Source organism: Allobosea sp. P2_B12, assembly GCF_056404835.1.
The window spans coordinates 557057-574910 of record NZ_JBFUDG010000001.1; the positions used below are offsets into that span (position 1 = coordinate 557057).

The window sequence follows — 17854 nt, forward strand, 5'->3', positions numbered from 1 at the left end:
CGTCGTTGTCGTTGCCTCGATCAGCCGCGCTTCAGGTTCCAGAACACCGGCGTGCCGCTCATCATGCCGGAGAGATCGCTGCGGAACAGCGTCGGCTGCTTGTACTGGCCGATCGGGTAGTAGGGCACCTCGTCGAAGGCGGTCGCCTGGATCTCGTCGCAGAGGCGCTTCTGCGTCGCGAGATCGCCTGTCGCCAGCCATTGCGTGCGCAGCGCCTCGATCTTCGGGCTCTGCACCCAGCCAGGGAAGGTGCCGTCGCCGCGCAGCGTCGAATGCACCAGCGGGTTGAGCCAGTCGATGCCCTGCCAGTTGCCGACAAAGGCGTTCCAGCCGCCCTGGTCGGCCGGGCCCTTGTTGGTCCGGCGCTTGAGGACGGAGCCGAAATCCAGCGCGGTGTATTCGACATTCATGCCCGCGAGCTTCATCACGTCGGCCGCGATGTCGCCGAGCGGCTTCTGGGCGAGCGAATCCGCCGGCACGAGCAGCACGACCTTCTCGCCGGCATAGCCGGCGGCCTTCAGCTCGCGCTTGACCTTGTCGTAGTCACGCGGGCCGCGGAAGATGTCGAGCCCGGCCTCGCTGCCCATCGGCGTGCCCGGCGTGAAATAGCCGAGCGGGCTGTGGCGGAAGGCCGGATCATCGCCGGCCACCGCGATCATGAAGGCCTCCTGGTCGATCGCGCCGAGCATGGCGCGGCGGATCGCCGGATTGTTGAACGGCGGCAGCAGATGGTTGACCCGCATCTGGCAGGTAAAGCCGAGCGGATCGAGCACCGCCGTCTTCACCGATGTGTTGCGCGCGATCAGCGGCAGCAGGTCATGCGGCATCGCCTCCTGCCAGTCCTGCTCGCCGGCCTGCACGGCGGAGGTGCCGGTGGCAGCGTCCGGCATCGTCGTCCACTCGACGCGGTCGAAATTCACGATCTTGGGCCCCGAGGTCCAGTCCGGCGTGCCGCCATCGCGCGGCTTATAGCGCTCGAAGCGCTCATAGACATTGCGGGCGCCCGGCACCCGCTCATCGGCCTTGTAGCGGAACGGGCCCGAGCCGATCACCTCGGGGATGACCTTGAAGGGATCGGTGTTGGCGAGCCGCTCCGGCATCATGAAGGCGACCGGGGCCGAGACCTTGCCGAGCGCGTAGGGCAGGTAAGGGAAGGGCGCCTTCAGGCGAAAACGAATGGTACGGTCGTCGGGCGCCGAAAGCTCGTCGGTCGCCTGCATCAGGGCATCGCCGGCAGCATCCCGCTTGGCCCAGCGCCGGATGCTGGCGACGCAGTCGCGCGCCGTGACCTTCTCGCCGTCATGCCACAGCAGACCGTCGCGCAGGGTCAGGTTCCAGAGCTTGCCGTCGTTCTCGACGCTGTGGCCCTCGACCATCTGGGGCGAGATCTCGAGCTTCGTGTTCATGCCGTAGAGCGTGTCGAATACCATGAAGCCATGGGTGCGAGAGACCTGCGCGGTGGCGTAGATCGGGTCGGGGAAGGCGAGGTCGATCACCGGCACGAAGCGCAGCGTCGTAGCCGTGGCGGCACGCACCAGTGCTGGGCGCGAGATCAGCGCAGCGGCGGTTCCAGCGAGCAGATGGCGACGATTCAGCATGATGGGGCCCCGGCGGCGCCAGCGGCCGCATCGTCAGGTTTCGACGCCGCCGACACTGGGTCAGCCCTGGGGCACAAGGCAATGCACTGCCTTATGAAGAATCCGGGGGTGGCATTCGCGCAGCGAATACTCAGGGTATCAGGACAGGCGGGACACTGTTTCGCTGGCGATAATCCGGACCTCGCGCAGGAACGCCTCGGCGGCGCGCGACAAGGGCCGCTTGCGCGAGCGCACCACGGAGGCCGACACCGGCGAGGCCGGCTCGAACCGCCTGATCGCGAGGTTCTTCGCCGAGAGCGGCGAGAGCGGGTCGACCACCGCGACGCCGACGCCGGTCTCGGCGAGGATGCAGGCGGTGTTGCAGTAGCGCACCTCGACCGCCGAGCGGAACGGCACGCCGACCTCGGCGAAGGCCTGCCGTACAATCGTGCCCATCTTGGTGCCGCGCTCCAGCGCGATGAAGGCGGTCGATCGCAGGTCGTCGGGGGTGATCGTCTCCCTGGCGGCGAGGGGATGATCCGGCTGCATCACGCAGACCATCCGCTCGGTGAAGAAGGACTCGCCTTCCAGCCCGCGATAGTCGTTCAGGCCGAGCACGAAGCCGAGTTCGGCTAGGCCGTTGTCGACGCTTTCGATGACGTTCTCGAAGCGGCGGATGTCGAAGGAGACCCGGGTGTTGGGGCTCTTGGCCAGGAAATTCCGCAGGGCGATCGGAATGACGCTGTAGCCGAGTGGCGGCGTCGCGATGATGCGGACATGCCCGGTGCGGTTTTCCTTCAGATCCTGCACCTTGGCCTCGAAAGCCGCGTGCATGTTGAAGATCGGATCGGAGTCGAGGCAGAGCTCACGCGCCTCCGCCGTTGGGAACAGCCGGTTGTTGACCCGCTCGAACAGCGGGAAGCCGATCTGGCTCTCGAGATGCTTGATCGCATTGCTGACGGCGGGTTGTGACAGGCCCAGCTCATGGGCCGCCCGCACCGTGGTCTCGCAGCGGACGACTGCTCGCAGAAGCTCGATCTGACGCAGGTTCATATTCTGGCTCTGAATAGAGTTGGCTCAACTCTATTTCGCCAGCAAATCATGTGCCAGCGCCACGCCGGGCGCAAGCAGACTATGGAAGGGCGCCGCCCGGCGAGAAGCTGTGCCGGTCAGGCATCGAGGAACGGCATCTCGCCCTTCGGCGGGGCGATGTCGCCATTGGCCGCGAGCATCCGGCGCCAGACCGCTTCCGTCACCGCCTGCGCCTCGGCCAGCAAAGCCGGTTCGTCGATCGTCAGCACCTTGCGGTCGCGCATCACGAACTCGCCGTCGACGATGACGGACTGGACGATGCCGGGATGGGCATAGTTCACGATGTTAGAGGTCAGCCGCAGGATCGGGCGCATCGCCGGCTGGTTGAGGTCGAGCAGGGTGATGTCGGCCTTCTTGCCGACCTCGATCGTGCCGATCTCGGATTGCGCCCCGACGGTCAGCGCGCCGTTGCGGGTGACCATGTCGAGCACGCCCTGCGGCTGCGGATCGAGCCCGCCCTCCTGTGCGCGTCCATATCCGGCGCGATGCACGATCATACCGATCTTCATCGCCTGGAACATGTCCTCGGTCATGTTGTCGGTGCCGAGCGCGATATTGACGCCGGCATCCCGGATCGGGCCGATCAGAACACGATGTGGCCCCTTGCGCGAGGAGGGCGCCGGATTGTGCGCCATGTGGACGCCGCGCTCGGCCAGCAGCGCGATGTCGTCCTTCGTGCAGAAGGTCCAATGCGCGCAGGTCAGGTCGGGACCGAGGAAGCCTTCGCGGTCGAGATAGCCGGCCGGCGTCAGGCCATGGGCGGCCTTCACCGCCGCGATCTCGCCGGTGCTCTGGGCGAGATGGCAGGTCCGGGTCAGGCCATGGCGCTGCGCCAGTTCCATGATCTTTCCGAGCATCGAAGGCGAGCAATTGTCGGGAGCATGCGCCGCGACCTGGCAGCTGACCCGGCCGTCGCGCGCGCCATGCCAGGTCTCGATCAGCTCCTGCGTGCGCTCGAGGAAGATGCGCCCGAAGGCCTCGTCGATGCCGTATTCGCCGAAGCGGATCTTGCGCGTGTCAATGTCGGCGCAGCTTTCCGAGAGCCATAGTCGCACGCCGGTATCGGCCATCGCGCCGGCATAGGAGGGAACATGACGGAAGGGGTCGACCAGCGTCGTCGTGCCGCTGCGGATCGCCTCCAGGCAGCCGAGCGCGGCCATCACCGCGCGCTCATGGTCGCTCATCGTGTAGGAGACCGGCGACATGTAGCGATAGATGATCTCGCCATCCCAGTCCTCGACCGTGCCGCGCAGCGCCGTCAGGACGGTATGGGTATGGGCGTTGATGAAGCCGGGCAGGACGGCAACGCCGCGCCCGTCAATGCGCTCATGGCCGGGATAGTCCTGCTCCAGCGTCGCGGCGCCGCCGATGGCGGCGATCCGGTTGCCCGAGATGGCGATGGTGGTGTCATCCAGGATGCGGCGCTCGTCGTCGCAGGTGACGATCGTCGCGCCGGTGATCAGCAGGTCCATGGTTCTCGTCGCTCGCTCGGTTCCGGGATGACGGCGCCTGCCGCGGTCTAAAGACCTGCAGCCTTCTCATGGGCGAGGTAGTGCTCGGCGATCTCCTTGCCGGTCGCGACCCAGACATCGCCGAAGCCGCGCGCCCGCGCCAGGAAGTCGCGCAGGATGCCGATCCGCATCGGCCGGCCGGTGACCTGGGGGTGCATCACCATGGTGACGAGGCCGCCCCATTCGCGGGTCTGGTCGAGCTCGCCGTTCCAGATCGAGAGCACATGCTCCTTGGGGAACATCGGGCGCGAGCTGTAGCGCTGCGAGAGCCCGTAGAGCCAGTCGTCGAACGACATGTTGACCGGCAGCTCGACCAGCCCCTTCGAGCCGTCGCGCAGCTTGTGGCGATAGGGCCGGATGTCGTCGCGGAAGGACGAGGAATAAACGATGCCGCGCTCGCTGAGATAGCCGAGCAACTGGTCGTAATTTTCGCCCGACGGTGCGCGATAGCCGACGGGCACGACGCCGAGCACGCGCTTGAGCGAGTCCAGCCCCTTGTCGATCTCCTCCTTGTCATCGGCGAATTCGGCAGGGTCGGGCCGCTTGTGCTGGTAGCCGTGATGGCCGACCTCGTGGCCGTCCTTGACGATCGCCTCGCACATCTTCGGATGCACGTCGACGACCCAGCCGGGAATGAAGAAGGTCGCCTTGACCTCGACCGAGCGGAGATATTCGAGGATCTTGGGCACGCCGACACGCTCCTCGTAGCCGCCGAAGGAGAGCGTCACCAGCCGGTCGGTATTGGCGGCGTCGTGCTGCAGCCAGGCGGTCTCGGCATCGACGTCGAAGGCCGGGAAGAGCGCGCAGCGCTTGCCGGCGGGCCAGGGAAATTCGGGCGCCGGATCGGCGGGGTTGGCGATGCGCAGCGGAAAGACGGGGATCATCGCGTGTTCTCGCTTCGGAGCGGAAGCGGCTTCGAAGAATTGGGCCCGCCCGCGGGCTCAACGATAGCAAACAAACGGCCGGCCACGAGGTGGCCGGCCGGGGCAGCGCTATCATTTATTCCGCCGGTCTATTCGCCGCGTTTATAGTGGGCGAGGGAGGCCGGAGGCTGCGTGTCAGGCCTGGATGAAGGCGAGCAGGTCCGGGTTCACGACCTCGGGATGGGTGGAGCACATGCCGTGCGGCAGGCCCTCATAGGTCTTCAGCGTGCCATTCTTCAGAAGCCTGGCGGCCAGCGGCGCCGAGTCGGCGATCGGGACAATCTGGTCGTCCGTGCCATGCATGACCAGAACCGGCACCTCGATCGCCTTCAGGTCTTCGGTGAAGTCCGTCTCCGAGAAGGCCTTGATGCAGTCGTAATGCGCCTTGGCGCCGCCCATCATGCCCTGCCGCCACCAGTTGTCGATGAGGCCCTGCGAGACCTTGGCGCCGTCGCGGTTGAAGCCATAGAACGGCCCGGCCGGCACATCGATGTAGAACTGCGCCCGGTTGGCGACGAGCGCCGAACGGAAGCCGTCGAACACCTCGATCGGCAGGCCGCCGGGGTTCTTGTCCGACTTGACCATGACCGGCGGCACGGCGCCGATCAGCACGGCCTTGGCGACGCGGCCCTTCTCGGCGCGGGCGACATAGTGAGCGACCTCGCCGCCGCCGGTGGAGTGGCCGATATGGACGGCATTCTTCAGGTCGAGCGCGGCGGCGAGTTCGGCGACGTCGGCGGCGTAGGTGTCCATCTCGTTGCCGGTCGCGGTCTGCGACGAGCGGCCATGGCCGCGGCGGTCATGGGCGATCACCCGGAATCCCTTGTCGAGGAAATAGAGCATCTGGTTGTCCCAGTCGTCGGCGCTCAGCGGCCAGCCGTGATGGAAGACGATCGGCTGCGCGGTCTTGGAACCCCAATCCTTGTAGAAGATCTCGGTGCCGTCCTTGGTTGTGATCGTGCTCATCGTCGCGGTCCTCGGCTTGTCCGGGCGGCAGGAGCGCCGCCCTTCGATGTGGACGTTATAGGCTTCCGGCTGCATGGTGCCGCTTGGCGGAACCGACAATGTGCAGCGGTAAAACTGACAAGATGACGACAGGCCCGACCATCATCGCCGAAATCGGCATCATCCTGTACCCCGACGTTCAGCTAGCAGCGGTCTACGGGCTGACGGACCTGTTCCGGATCGCCGGCGAGATGAGTCTGGCCCGGGGCGGTCCTGCCGCGCCGGCGATCCGGGTCAGCCACTGGCGGCAGGCCGATAAAGGCGCCAACATCGAATGCGCCTTCGACAGCCATCCGGGATCATTGCACAATCCGGGCCATCTGATCGCGCCGCCAAGCCTCGTCCTGCCCGGGAAAATGCAGCCGATGGACGGCTTCGCTGCGTGGCTGTCGGCCCGCCATGCGGAGGGGGCGACGCTCTGCTCGGTCTGTGCCGGGGCGTTCGTGCTCGGCGAAACCGGCCTGCTCGGAGGCCGCCCCGCCACGACGCATTGGGCCTTCGCCGAGGCGCTGGCCGAGCGCTTTCCGACCATCCGGGTCGAGACCGACCGCATGGTCATCGACGATGGCGACATCATCACGGCGGGCGGCATCCTGGCCTGGGCCGATCTCGGCCTGACGCTGGTCGAGCGGCTCTTGGGGCCCAGCGTCATGCTGGCGACGGCGCGCTTCCTGCTCGTCGATCCGCCCGGGCGGACGCAGCGCCCCTATGGTGGCTTCGTGCCGCGCCTCGACCATGGCGACGCCGCGATCCTGAAGGTGCAGCACTGGCTCCAGGCGACGGGCGCGAAGGATCATGCGGTGCCGGCGCTGGCGAAGCGGGCAGGGCTGGAGGAGCGCACCTTCCTGCGCCGCTTCCGCAAGGCGACGAGCTTGCGCCCGACCGAGTACGCCCAACAGATCCGCATCGCCAAGGCGCGCGAGGCGCTGGAACTGAGCCGGCGCCCGGTTGCGCAGATCGCCTGGGAGGTCGGCTATGGCGACGCCGCCGCCTTTCGCAAGCTGTTCCAGCGCGTCACCGGCCTGTCGCCGGCCGAGTATCGCAATCGCTTCGGCGTCGCGGCCTGACAAAGCGTCGGCCCGAAAAGTGGAATCCGGTTTTCGGGAAGGCTGACGCGATCTTAGCTTTGATCAGGAGTATTCCGGCCGGCACGGCGTGAACACGTCGAGATTGATCACCGGCTCGTCGCCGACGACCTCGCCCCAATGCTCGACACCGGACGGGATCAGCACGAGCCCGCCGGGGCCGATCAGATGCTCCTCGCCGCCGATGAAGAAGCGGATCGTGCCGCTGATGATATAGGCGATCTGTTCATGGGGATGGCTGTGGGGCTTGGGCTCATGGCCCGGCATCAGCCGGTGCAGCGCCACCGTCGCAGCATTGCCGGAGAAGCCCTTGCGATCGACGCCCGGACGCACCGGCGTCCACGGAATGCTGCTCCAGTCGATCTTGTGAATGTCCATGGCGGATCTCCCGATTCAGGAATGGCGGCCGTCCGGGCGGTCGCTTACTTGGCCGCGCCGAGGATGCCCGACGGCCTGATGAACAGGAACAGCAGCAGCACCGAAAGTGCCGCGACGTTCTTGAGGCCTGCGCCGAAGCCGACGATGGCGAGCGCCTGCAGCAGCCCGAGCAGAAGCCCGCCGAGAAAGGCGCCGAAGGGTCGGCCGAAACCGCCGACGATCGCGGCGATGAAGCCGCTGATCGCGAAGGGCACGCCGACATTGAAGGCGGTGTACTGGGTGGGCGTGATCAGGATGCCGGCGATCGCGCCCAAGGCCGCGCTCAGAGCGAAGGCCAGCGCCAGCATGCGCGAGACCGGAATGCCCTGCAGCGCAGCCGCCTCGCGGTTGATCGAGCAGGCCCGCATCGCCTTGCCGGTCCTGGTGAGGCCGAAGAAAGCGGCGAGCAGTCCGACGATCGCCAGCGAGCCGCCGACGATCCAGATCAGCTGGTAGCCGACGGCGACGGAGCCGAACATCAGCGGCGGCCGGTCGGTGAAGACCGGCAGGGTCTTGGGCTGGTCGCCGACCGCGATCAGGGTCAGCCGCTCGATCACGATCTGGGCGGCGAGCGTCGCCAGGATCATCACGAACATCGTCGCCTTGCGATTCCACAAGGGCCGGACGACGACGCGCTCGATCGCGACGCCGAGCACGGCGACCGCCGCGATCGCGATCAGCGCTGCCACAGGCAGCGGCACGCCGCTCCGCGAAAACAGCACCTGGGTGATCATGCCGCCGAGCATCACGAACGCGCCTTGCGCGAAGTTCACGATGCCGCTGGCGTTGTAGATCACGCAGAAGCCGATGCCGATCAGCCCGTAGACGCAGCCGATGCCGAGCCCGCTGACCAGAACCTGCGGAATATAGGACCAGTCAGCCATGGGCCGCCTCCTGCGTGGCTGCGGGGTCCGGCGACGGCTTGCCGGTGCCGAGATAGGCCGCGATCACGGCCGGGTCGGCACGGACCTCGGCGGGTGTGCCTTGTGCGATCTTGCGGCCGAAATCGACCACGACGACCCGGTCGGCCGTGTTCATCACCAGCGTCATGTCGTGCTCGATGAGGAGCACGCTCGTCCCGTCATCGGCGATGCGGCGGATGATGCGAGACAAGGCCGCCGATTCCTCGGTGTTGAGGCCGGCCGCCGGCTCGTCGAGCAGGATGAGCCGGGGACCGGCCGCCATGGCGCGCGCCAGTTCGAGCATGCGCTGACGGCCATAGGGCAGGCCCGATGCCGGCTCGTCCGCGAAGGCCGAGAGCCCCGCGAAGTCGAGCAGTTCGCGGGCCCTCGCATCGACGGCGGCCTCCTCGCGCCGCGCCGAGGCCGGCCGCAGCAGCGCGGCGAACAGCCCGGCCCTGCCCTGCAGGTGGCAGCCGACCTTGACGTTGTCGAGCACGCTCAGATCCTCGAACAGCTTGACGAGCTGGAAGGTCCGAACCAGCCCGGCAGTGGCGACCTTATGGGCGGGCAAGCCTGTGATGTCCTGCCCTTCGAACAGGATGCGGCCCGCGCTCGGGGGCAGCGCACCCGAGATCAGGTTGAACAGCGTCGTCTTGCCGGCGCCGTTGGGGCCGATCACGGCGGTGACGCCTTCGGCGGGCACCTCGAAAGAGACGTCGTCGACGGCGACCAGCCCGCCGAAGCGGCGCGTCACGCCTTCCAGTTTGAGCCGGCTCATGAGCGGCCTCGCGGGGCAAACAGGCTGGCAAGACCACGCGGCGCGTAGATCAGCAGCAGGATCAGCGCGGCGCCATAAGCCAGGTCCTGATAGTCCTTGAAGGCGCGGAAGGTCTCCGGCAGCAGGCTGACGATCAGCGCCCCAACGAGCGGCCCCGCGACCGTGCCGATGCCGCCGACATAGAGCATCGTGAAGGTGACGATGACCATGTGCAGCCCGAAGACTTCGGGGCTGACATAGCCGACGACATGCACGAAGAGCGAGCCGGCGAGCGCCGCGAAGCCGGCCGAGAGCAGGAAGGCCATCAGCTTGTAGCGGGAGACGTCGATGCCGAGCGCGGTCGCGGCCTCCTCGCTGCCGGCCACCGCCGAAAGTGCGCGGCCGAAGCGCGAGCGACGGATGCGCGCGGCGGCAAAGGCGCAAGCCGCGACGACCAGCGAAAGCATGATGAGCTGGCCGCGATCGGAGGTGACCTCATAGGGGCCGATGCCGAAGGGCGGGATGCCGGAAATGCCCATATAGCCCTGCGTCACCGACTGCCATTCGACGGTGATCTCATAGGTGATCAGGCCGATCGCCAGCGTGCCCATGGCGAGGTAGTGGCCCTTCAGCCGCAGCGTCGGAAAACCGATGATTGCCGCGGCGAGGACGGCGGCGGCGATGCCGAGCGCCATGGCGGGCACAGGCGCCCAGCCATAGGTCGCGGTCAGCACGGCCGAGCCGTAGCCGCCGATCGCGGCGAAGGCGTTCTGGCCGAAGGAGACCTGCGCGGCGAAGCCCATGAACAGGTTCAGGCCCGTCACGAAGACCGCATAGATCAGCGCGAAGGAGACGACCGTTGCGGCATAGCCGCCGACGACCATGGCGTAACCGACGACGACCGCGGCGAAGAGCCAGGGCAGCAGCCCCGCAAGTCGCAGCCCGATCGGGCGCCGTTCAGGCGAAGTAATGCTGGGCGAGATCGTCATGGGATGTGATGTCACGCGGATCGAGTTCGGCGACGATGCGCCCGAGCGAAAGCAGGTAGACGCGATTGGCGAGTTCCAGCGCCAGCGGCGCCTTCTGCTCGATCAGCACGATCGCCAGGCCTTCGCGGTTCAGGAGGCCGAGCGTCTCCAGGATTTCTCCGGTGACGCGCGGCGCGAGGCCGAGCGAGGGCTCGTCCAGCAGCAGGAGCTTTGGCCCTGCCATCAGCGCCCGCCCGAGCGCGAGCATCTGCTGCTCGCCGCCCGACATCGAGCCGGCGGCTTGGCCGAGCCGTTCCTTCAGGCGTGGGAACAGCGTCAGCACACGCTCGCGCCTGCGGTTGAACTCGGCCTTGTCGTGCAGGCGATAGGCGCCGAGTTCGAGATTGTCGGCGACGCTCATCGGGGCGAAGAGACCGCGCCCCTCCGGCACCAGCACGATGCCGCGTGAGGCGACCGCGACGGCGTCGCTGCGTGGCAGGACATCGCCACGGAACCGGACCTCGCCGCTATTGGCCGAGAGCCCCATGATCGCGCGCAGCAGGGTCGATTTGCCGGCGCCGTTGGGGCCGAGCACGGCGACGAGCTCGCCTTCGCCGATCCGGATATCCACGCCATGCAACGCGTGGATATGGCCATAGCGAGCGGACAGCCCGGTCGCGGCCAGGATCGGCGCAGCAGCGCTCGCGTTGGTCTGCGCCGCGACCGGAAGGCTCATTGCACCACCTTGACCTTGCCGGCCGCGATCGTCGCCAGCACAAACGGGTTCTCGGTGATGCCCTGATGCAGGTCGGGCCTGAAGTTGTAGATGCCGGTCGTGCCCTGGAAGCCGGTCACCTCCTCATAGGCGGCGCGGACCTTCTCGCCCTCGAAGGACTTGGCCTTCTCGATCGCCGCGACGGTGAGCATGACGCCGTCCCAGCCGCGCGAGGCCCAGTTCGGGTCGCGATCCCTAAACTTTTCGCGCCAGGGATCAAGGAAGGCCTTGATGCCAGTCTTGAGTGCGCCCTCCGGCAGTGCCTCGTAGACCTGCGATGGCGAGGCGACGAAGAAGAACTTGTCGCCCAGCACCTCGGAGACGGGGCCGAACACGGCCAGATCCTCGAGACTGGTGAGCAGCAGCATGTCGGCGCCGAGCTGCTTGATGTTCTTGGCGGCGGTGAGCGTCGTGCCGCCCAGCCCGATCTTCAGGATCGCGCCCGCGCCGGCCGAGCGGGCCTTGCTGATCTGGACGCTGAGATCGGCATCGTCCTGCTTGTACTGGTCGACCGAGACAACCTCGAGGCCGTATTTGGCGGCGTTTCGCTCGGCCACGCCCTTCTGGAGGTTCGCGTAAGGCGTCGGGTCGTGCAGCACCGCGATCTTGCGGATTTGGGTCTTCTCCTTGAGGTATTCCAGCCGCTTGTCGACCTCGAAGCCGGCGGGCGGCAGCGTGGTGAAGGCCCAGGGCAGATGCTCGGCCTGCTGTGGCAGGATCGAGCACAGCATCATCGGCACCTTGGCGCGCAGCAGCAGGCCGGCGGCAGCGAAATTGCCTGCCGAGACGCAGCCGCTGACGAAGACATCGACCTTGTCCGAGCTCAGCATCTTCCGGTAGACGGTCACGGCTTCTTGCGGCTCGGAGCGGTTGTCCTCGACCACGACCTGGATCTTGCGGCCCATCACCCCACCCTTGGCGTTGACCGCCGCGGCCGCGAGCTCGACGCCGTCGCGCCAGGCGCGGTCGACGGTCGCGGCGTAGCCGGTCAGGCCGGCCGAGACACCGATCTTGTAGGGCTCCTGCGCGCTGGCGGTCTGTCCGCCGGCGATCGCGATACTGGCGGCAAGTCCGGCCGCAAAGAATGTCTGCTTCATCATCTGTCCTCCCGGTTTCCTCTGGTGTGGCTGGTGGCCCCGTCGGGGCCCCGCCTTTTTTTTGGTCTTGTTGCGCAGTCGTCAGGCCGCCGGCTTGCCGTAGCCGCCGCCACCCGGCGTTTCGAGCAGGACGACGTCGCCGGCCTGCATGGTCAGCTTCTTCGCCTCGCTCACCGACTTCCCGTTGACGAGGAAGCGGCCGGGCATGCCGGGGAGACCGCCATCGATGCCGTCGGGGCCGCGCTCGAGCCGGCTCGGCACGGCGTTGAGCAGCCAGGCATGGTCGGTGCGCATATGGAACTGGATGATCTGGCCGTCGCCGCCCTGCATCCGGCCCTTGCCGCCCGAACCCGTCCGCAATTCCTTGCGGTCGAAGACGATCGGCATCGCCGCTTCCAGGATTTCGATCGGTACAGCCGCGACGCCGGTCGGATAGCAGGTCGCGCTCGGGCCCGGCTTGCCGGCGCGCGCGCCCATGCCGCCGGAATAGTTGAACATCGACGAGGTGAAAGGCTCGCCATTGGGCTTGCGGCCCTGAATCTGGATCGTCCAGACCGCCCCTGACCCCTCGGCCAGCACGCGCTCCGGCATGACCTGATGCAGCGCCTTCAGGATCGGCATCGGCACATACATGCCCACGACATGGCGCGCATTCACGGGCGCCGGATAGGCGCAGTTGATGATCGAGCCCACGGGAGCGCGCACCTCGATCGGCGCCAGCGACCCGGTGTTGTTGGGCAGGTCCGGGTTAAGGCAGGAGCGCACGGCGAATGTCGAATAGGCGTGGGTATAGTTCAGCACGACGTTGATGCCGGTCGTCGTCTGCGGCGACGAGCCTTCGAAATCGATGATGATCGCGCCGGCCTCGACATCGACCGTGACGGCGGTCTTCAGCGTGATGACCTCGCCGCCCGGCACGTCGAAGCTGCTCTCGCCGTGATAGGTGCCGGGCTTGAGCTTGCGGATGGCGTTGCGCGTCGCCTCCTCGGAACGGTTGATGATCTCATCCGACAAGGCCTCGATGTCGTCGATGCCGTAGCGCTCGCACAGGGTGATCAGATGCTCGGCGGCGGCCTCGCCGGACGAGACCTGCGCCGACAGATCGCCGAAGACGGCGTCGGGCGTGCGGACGTTGCGGCGGATGATGTCGTGCAGCATCTCGCTGGGCTTGCCGCGCTCATAGAGCTTGAGCGGCGGGATCCAGAGACCCTCCTCATGCACGTCGCGGGCACCGGCTCCGATGCCGTAGCCGCCGATATCGGTGTGGTGGATGGTCGAGCCGATATAGGCGAGCAGCTTCTCCCCGTCATAGATCGGCGTCAGGATGGTGATGTCGAAGAAGTGTCCGGCCGAGAGCCAGGGGTCGTTGGTAATCAGCACGTCGCCGGGCTCACAGCGCCCTTCGAACAGGCGCACCAGATGCGCGCCGGCGATGGCGAGCGAGTTGATATGGCCGGGCGTGCCGGTATTGGCCTGCGCCACCATGCGCCCGCGCTTGTCGAACAGCGCGCAGGCGAGGTCGCCGGCTTCGCGCACGATCGGGCTGAAGGCGATGCGCTGCAGGGCCTTGGCGCGCTCGTTGACGATGCCGATCAGGTTCGACCAGAGGATTTCGAGCTCGACGCCGTCCATCGGAAGTGTCTTTGCCATCGGGGTTCAGCCTTTCGTGGCGACGATGCAGCCGAGCGCGTCGATCGTCGCGCTCCAGCCGGGGGGCAGCGCGGTCGTGGTCTCGCGCTCCTCGATGATGGCGGGCCCGGCGATGGTCTGGCCGGTTGCGAGCGACGCGCGCTCGTAGACGGGCACGGACTGGCCGTCCTCCCAGGCGTGGACCGGGCGATGGCGCTTGGGGGCGCCGGCTGCGATCTGCGGCCGCTCTTGCCCGTCGAAATGCGGCAGCGGGCCGCGCGCGACGACGCGCCAGGTCACCAGCTCGATCGGAACATGCGAGGGATTGACGCCGTAAAGCGTGCGATAGGCGGCTTCGAACTGCCCCGTCAGCGCGGCCGTGTCGCGGGTCTTGCGCGGATCGGTCTCGAAGATGATCGTGACCTCGTGCTGCTGGCCGACATAGCGCATGTCGGCACCGACCAGGATGGTGACGTCGGAGGCTGCGCAGCCGGATTCGCCCAGCGCCGTCAGGCCCTCGCTTTCGAGATCGCCGAGAACGCGATCGACACGCTCCCAGTCGAGATGATCGACGCGTGTCAGGTCGCTGCGGACGAGATCGAGCCGGACCGGCGTCACCAGCGTGCCGAAGGCCGACAGCACGCTCGACTGCGGCGGCACGATCACCGAAGTGCTCTGCAAGAGGTCGGCGACGCCGCAGGCATGCAAGGGGCCGGCGCCGCCGAAGGCGAAGAGCGGCAGGCCGCGATAATCGACGCCGCGATCGGTGGCATGGGTGCGCGCCGCCGAGGCCATCGCCTCCGTCACGATGCGGTAGATGCCGCGCGCCGCCTGCACGGGGTTGAGGCCAAGCGCCTCGCCGAGTCGTGCGAGCGCAGCGTCGCAGGCGGCCTTGTCGAGCGACATGTCGCCGCCGAGGAAGTTCTCGGCATCGATCAGCCCGAGCACGAGGTCGGCATCGGTGACGGTCGCACTTTGGCCGCCGCGGCCGTAGCAGGCCGGGCCCGGATTGGAGCCGGCGCTTTCGGGCCCGACCTTGAGCAGGCCGAGATCGTCGACATGGGCGATGCTGCCGCCACCGGCGCCGATCTCGATCAGGTCGATCGAGGGCACGGTGACGGGCAGGCCGCTGCCTTCGCGGAAACGGTAGCGCCGGTCGACCTCGAACAGCCCGGTGATCAGCGGGGTGCGGTTCTCGATCAGGCAGGCCTTGGCGGTGGTGCCGCCCATGTCGAAGGACATCAGCCGGTCGATGCCGAGCAGCTCCGCATAATGGCAGGCGGCGAGCGCGCCGGCCGCGGGGCCGCTTTCGATCATCCGCACGGGGTTCTTTCCGGCAGTCTCCGCCCCGACGACGCCGCCCGAGGACAGCATGATCAGGGGCGTGTTGGCGAAGCCCTCGACGCGCAGCCGGTCGCTCAGGCGCTTGAGATAGGGTTGCGAGATCGGCATCGCATAGGCGTTGACCGTCGCGGTCGAGGCCCGTTGGTATTCGCGGATCTGCGGCGCGACCTCCGCCGAGGTGCAGATGAAGACGTCGTTCAGTTCGCGCGAGAGCGCCGCTGCGACGATCGCCTCGTTTTGGGGATTGGCGAAGCTGTTGAGGAAGCAGATCGCGATGGCGCGCGCGCCGCTGGCGCGCAGATCGGCGGCGAGCTTCGTGATGTCCGCAGGGCTGGGCGCAAGAGCGACGGTCCCGTCCGCCAGCACGCGCTCCCTGATGCCGAAAGTCAGATCGCGCGTCACCAACGGCTCGGGGAACTCGATCTGCGGGTCGTACATGTCGTAGCGGTGCTCGTTGCGGATCGAGAGCACGTCGCGGAAGCCTTCGGTGACAACGAGTGCGGTGGGCAGCCCCTTGCGCTCGATCAGCGCGTTGGTGACGACCGTGGTGGCGTGGACGACGACGCCGTCGATGGCGTCGGCGTCGATCCCGGCCTTGCCCATCACGGAATCGACGCCCCGGAAGAAGCCTTCCAGCAGGTCGTGATGGGTCGTCAGCGTCTTGTCGACGCTCAGGCCGCCACGCGAGTCGCGCAGCACGATGTCGGTGAAGGTCCCGCCGATATCGACGGCCAGCGAATAGGTCATGGCTTCAGTCTTTCCAATTCAGGCCGCGCGAGATGCGTGCGGCGCTGCCGACGACCTCACGGATCTGTTCGGGGTCGGGAATGGCAGGAATGAACTGGGTCGAGCCGACGATGGCGATCGAGCCGACGAGAATCTTGCGGTGGTCGAAGACGGGTGCGGCCAGCGCGTTGACGCCGGTGATGACCTGATCGGGAGCGGTCGCCCAGCCGCGCTCGTGCACGGTCGCGATCTCTGTCAGCAGCGTTTCGCCGGAGACGATGCTTGTCGGCGTCCACGCCTTGAGCGGGCCGGCCGCGATCCGGCGCAGGCGCTCCTGTGGTCCGAAGGCGAGCCAGATCTTGCCATGGGCGCTGGCGTGATAGGCCATCGGGGTGCCACGCCGTGTCGCGAATTCGACCAGCGTCCGGCCCTGGATCAGTTCGAGGACGATCACCTCGTCGTCGATCACGGAGCAGAGCGTCACCGCCTGCCCGGTGTGGTCGCGCAGGGTCATCAGCTCCTCGCGCGCCGCGGCGACGATATCGAAGCGCTGCCGCAGCGACTCGCCCAGCACCATCAGCTTGATGCCGGCATCGTAGCGGCCGGTCTCGGCGTCCTGCCGCACGAAGCCGTGCTTCTGCAGCGTGACCAGATGCCGGTAGATTGTTGCTTTGGAGGCGCCGAGGGCGTCCGCGATCTGCGCGAGCGCAGCCGGACGGCTCTGCTGCACCAGATACTCGACCGCGCGAAGCGCGAGATCGAGCGTGCTGGTGCCGGCAGGCGCAGGTTTCCCCGGAGCTTTGTCAGGATCCATCAACGAGAGCGTTCCTCTGTGTTTCATTTCATATAATGAAACATCATTTTGTTATTTGATACGCTAGCACAAAGGCATGGCTCGTCAACCGCCTTGTGAGGGCGGGCAAGAGCTATTGTATTGGGGCTAGGGGAGGGTGCGCGTCAGCGCGCTTTAGGCGAGCATGTCGCGGACTAGCGGGACGACCTTTTCGCCATAGAGAGCGATGCTGCGCATCATTTTCTCATGCGGCAGCGGGCCGGCGCTGTATTTCATCTGAAAGCGCGTGAGCCCCAGCGTTTTGACGGTGGCGGCGATCTTGCGCGCGACGGTTTCGGGCGAGCCCACATAAAGCGAGCCGTGATCGACCTCGCGCTCGAACTCGTCCCGGCCCATCGGCGGCCAGCCACGCTCGGCGCCGATGCGGTCGCGCATGCGCTTGTAGTCGGCAAACATCTCCTCGCGCGCCTGGGCGTCGGTCTCGCCGACATGGCCTGGCGAATGTACGCCGATCGGCTGCACGGGCTCGCCAAGCTGCGAGAAGGCGCGGCGGTAAAGATCGGCGTAAGGCGTGAAGCGGGCGGGATCGCCGCCGATGATGGCAAGCATCAATGGCAGGCCGTAACGCGCCGCGCGGACGACGGATTCCGGGCTGCCGCCAACGCCGATCCAGGTCTTGAGCCGGCCGGTCTCGATCGGTGGGAAGACCCGCTGGTTCGTCAGGGCTGGGCGGATCGTGCCCTGCCAGGTCACGGCCTGCTGGCTGATCAGCGCGGCAAACAGATCGAGCTTCTCGGCAAACAGCGTCTCGTACTGGCTGAGATCATAACCGAACAGCGGGAAGGATTCGGTGAAGGAGCCGCGGCCGAGAATGACCTCGGCCCGCCCGTTCGAGATCGCATCGACCGTCGAGAAGCGCTGGAACACCCGGATCGGATCATCAGAACTCAGCACCGTGACCGCCGAGCCCAGCCGGATGCGACTCGTCCGTGCCGCGATGGCCGCCAGCACGGTCTCCGGTGTCGAGATCGCGAAATCGGCGCGGTGATGCTCGCCGAGGCCGAAGAAATCGATGCCGAGTTCGTCGGCGAGCACCGCCTCGTCGATCAGGTTGCGGATCACCTGCGCATGCGGCAGCAGCGCGCCATCCGCCCCTGCGGTGACGTCGCCGAAGGTGTCGAGCCCGAGTTCGAGAGTGTCAGCCATGGCATGTCCGGAAGAGGGAGGGGTGATCGCCGTCGCGGCCGGGCGAT

16 protein-coding genes are annotated in these 17854 nt (G+C 67.1%); 1 reads left to right on the forward strand and 15 read right to left on the reverse strand.

Features of this window, described 5'->3' with window-relative positions; genetic code table 11:
* Positions 1-20 precede the first annotated feature (20 nt).
* From AC1DYU_RS02680 to AC1DYU_RS02700, 5 genes are all read right to left on the reverse strand, one after another.
* Entirely contained in the window at positions 21-1598 is a 1578-nt protein-coding gene (locus AC1DYU_RS02680) for an ABC transporter substrate-binding protein (RefSeq protein WP_476790289.1), read from the reverse strand.
* Positions 1599-1736: 138 nt separating this feature from the next.
* Positions 1737-2630, reverse strand: coding sequence for a LysR family transcriptional regulator (locus tag AC1DYU_RS02685; RefSeq protein ID WP_476790290.1), 894 nt, complete (start codon positions 2628-2630; stop codon positions 1737-1739).
* A 116-nt stretch (positions 2631-2746) separates the two neighbouring features.
* Complete coding sequence (locus AC1DYU_RS02690) at positions 2747-4141, reverse strand: amidohydrolase family protein (RefSeq protein ID WP_476790291.1); 1395 nt, start codon at positions 4139-4141, stop codon at positions 2747-2749.
* A gap of 47 nt (positions 4142-4188) precedes the next feature.
* Entirely contained in the window at positions 4189-5064 is an 876-nt protein-coding gene (locus AC1DYU_RS02695) for a polysaccharide deacetylase family protein (RefSeq protein ID WP_476790292.1), read from the reverse strand.
* 174 nt (positions 5065-5238) lie between these two features.
* The gene (locus AC1DYU_RS02700) at positions 5239-6069 is read right to left on the reverse strand and encodes an alpha/beta fold hydrolase (protein WP_476790293.1); all 831 of its coding nucleotides are present in this window, start codon (positions 6067-6069) and stop codon (positions 5239-5241) included.
* Positions 6070-6191: 122 nt separating this feature from the next.
* Between AC1DYU_RS02700 and AC1DYU_RS02705 the strand changes: the two genes are divergently transcribed.
* Positions 6192-7175 (forward strand): GlxA family transcriptional regulator, encoded by a 984-nt coding sequence (locus AC1DYU_RS02705; RefSeq protein ID WP_476790294.1) that lies wholly within the window; start codon positions 6192-6194, stop codon positions 7173-7175.
* Between the two features lie 63 nt (positions 7176-7238).
* Here the strand turns inward: AC1DYU_RS02705 and AC1DYU_RS02710 are convergent, their stop codons facing one another.
* The 10 genes from AC1DYU_RS02710 to AC1DYU_RS02755 form a co-directional block, all read right to left on the reverse strand.
* A complete protein-coding gene (locus tag AC1DYU_RS02710) occupies positions 7239-7571 on the reverse strand; it encodes a cupin domain-containing protein (RefSeq protein ID WP_476790295.1) in 333 nt (110 codons plus the stop codon).
* Between the two features lie 44 nt (positions 7572-7615).
* A complete protein-coding gene (locus tag AC1DYU_RS02715) occupies positions 7616-8494 on the reverse strand; it encodes a branched-chain amino acid ABC transporter permease (protein WP_158486050.1) in 879 nt (292 codons plus the stop codon).
* Positions 8487-9290: an ABC transporter ATP-binding protein gene (locus AC1DYU_RS02720; RefSeq protein WP_476790296.1), complete on the reverse strand. Its 804-nt coding sequence runs from the start codon at positions 9288-9290 to the stop codon at positions 8487-8489. Before AC1DYU_RS02720 ends, AC1DYU_RS02715 begins: the two co-directional genes overlap by 8 nt.
* Complete coding sequence (locus AC1DYU_RS02725; RefSeq protein ID WP_476790297.1) at positions 9287-10258, reverse strand: branched-chain amino acid ABC transporter permease; 972 nt, start codon at positions 10256-10258, stop codon at positions 9287-9289. The genes AC1DYU_RS02720 and AC1DYU_RS02725 overlap by 4 nt, the downstream gene beginning before the upstream one ends.
* Positions 10227-10973 carry an ABC transporter ATP-binding protein gene (locus tag AC1DYU_RS02730; RefSeq protein WP_476790298.1) on the reverse strand — a complete coding sequence of 249 codons (747 nt, stop codon included), beginning with the start codon at positions 10971-10973 and terminating at the stop codon, positions 10227-10229. The genes AC1DYU_RS02725 and AC1DYU_RS02730 overlap by 32 nt, the downstream gene beginning before the upstream one ends.
* Positions 10970-12112, reverse strand: a complete 1143-nt coding sequence (locus AC1DYU_RS02735; RefSeq protein ID WP_476790299.1) for an ABC transporter substrate-binding protein — start codon at positions 12110-12112, stop codon at positions 10970-10972. The genes AC1DYU_RS02730 and AC1DYU_RS02735 overlap by 4 nt, the downstream gene beginning before the upstream one ends.
* A 78-nt stretch (positions 12113-12190) precedes the next feature.
* Positions 12191-13759 (reverse strand): hydantoinase B/oxoprolinase family protein, encoded by a 1569-nt coding sequence (locus AC1DYU_RS02740; RefSeq protein ID WP_476790300.1) that lies wholly within the window; start codon positions 13757-13759, stop codon positions 12191-12193.
* A 6-nt stretch (positions 13760-13765) separates the two neighbouring features.
* A complete protein-coding gene (locus AC1DYU_RS02745) occupies positions 13766-15829 on the reverse strand; it encodes a hydantoinase/oxoprolinase family protein (protein ID WP_476790301.1) in 2064 nt (687 codons plus the stop codon).
* Positions 15830-15833: 4 nt separating this feature from the next.
* Positions 15834-16622: an IclR family transcriptional regulator gene (locus AC1DYU_RS02750; protein ID WP_476790302.1), complete on the reverse strand. Its 789-nt coding sequence runs from the start codon at positions 16620-16622 to the stop codon at positions 15834-15836.
* A 153-nt stretch (positions 16623-16775) separates the two neighbouring features.
* Complete coding sequence (locus AC1DYU_RS02755) at positions 16776-17807, reverse strand: LLM class flavin-dependent oxidoreductase (RefSeq protein WP_476790303.1); 1032 nt, start codon at positions 17805-17807, stop codon at positions 16776-16778.
* Between the last annotated feature and the right edge of the window lie 47 nt (positions 17808-17854).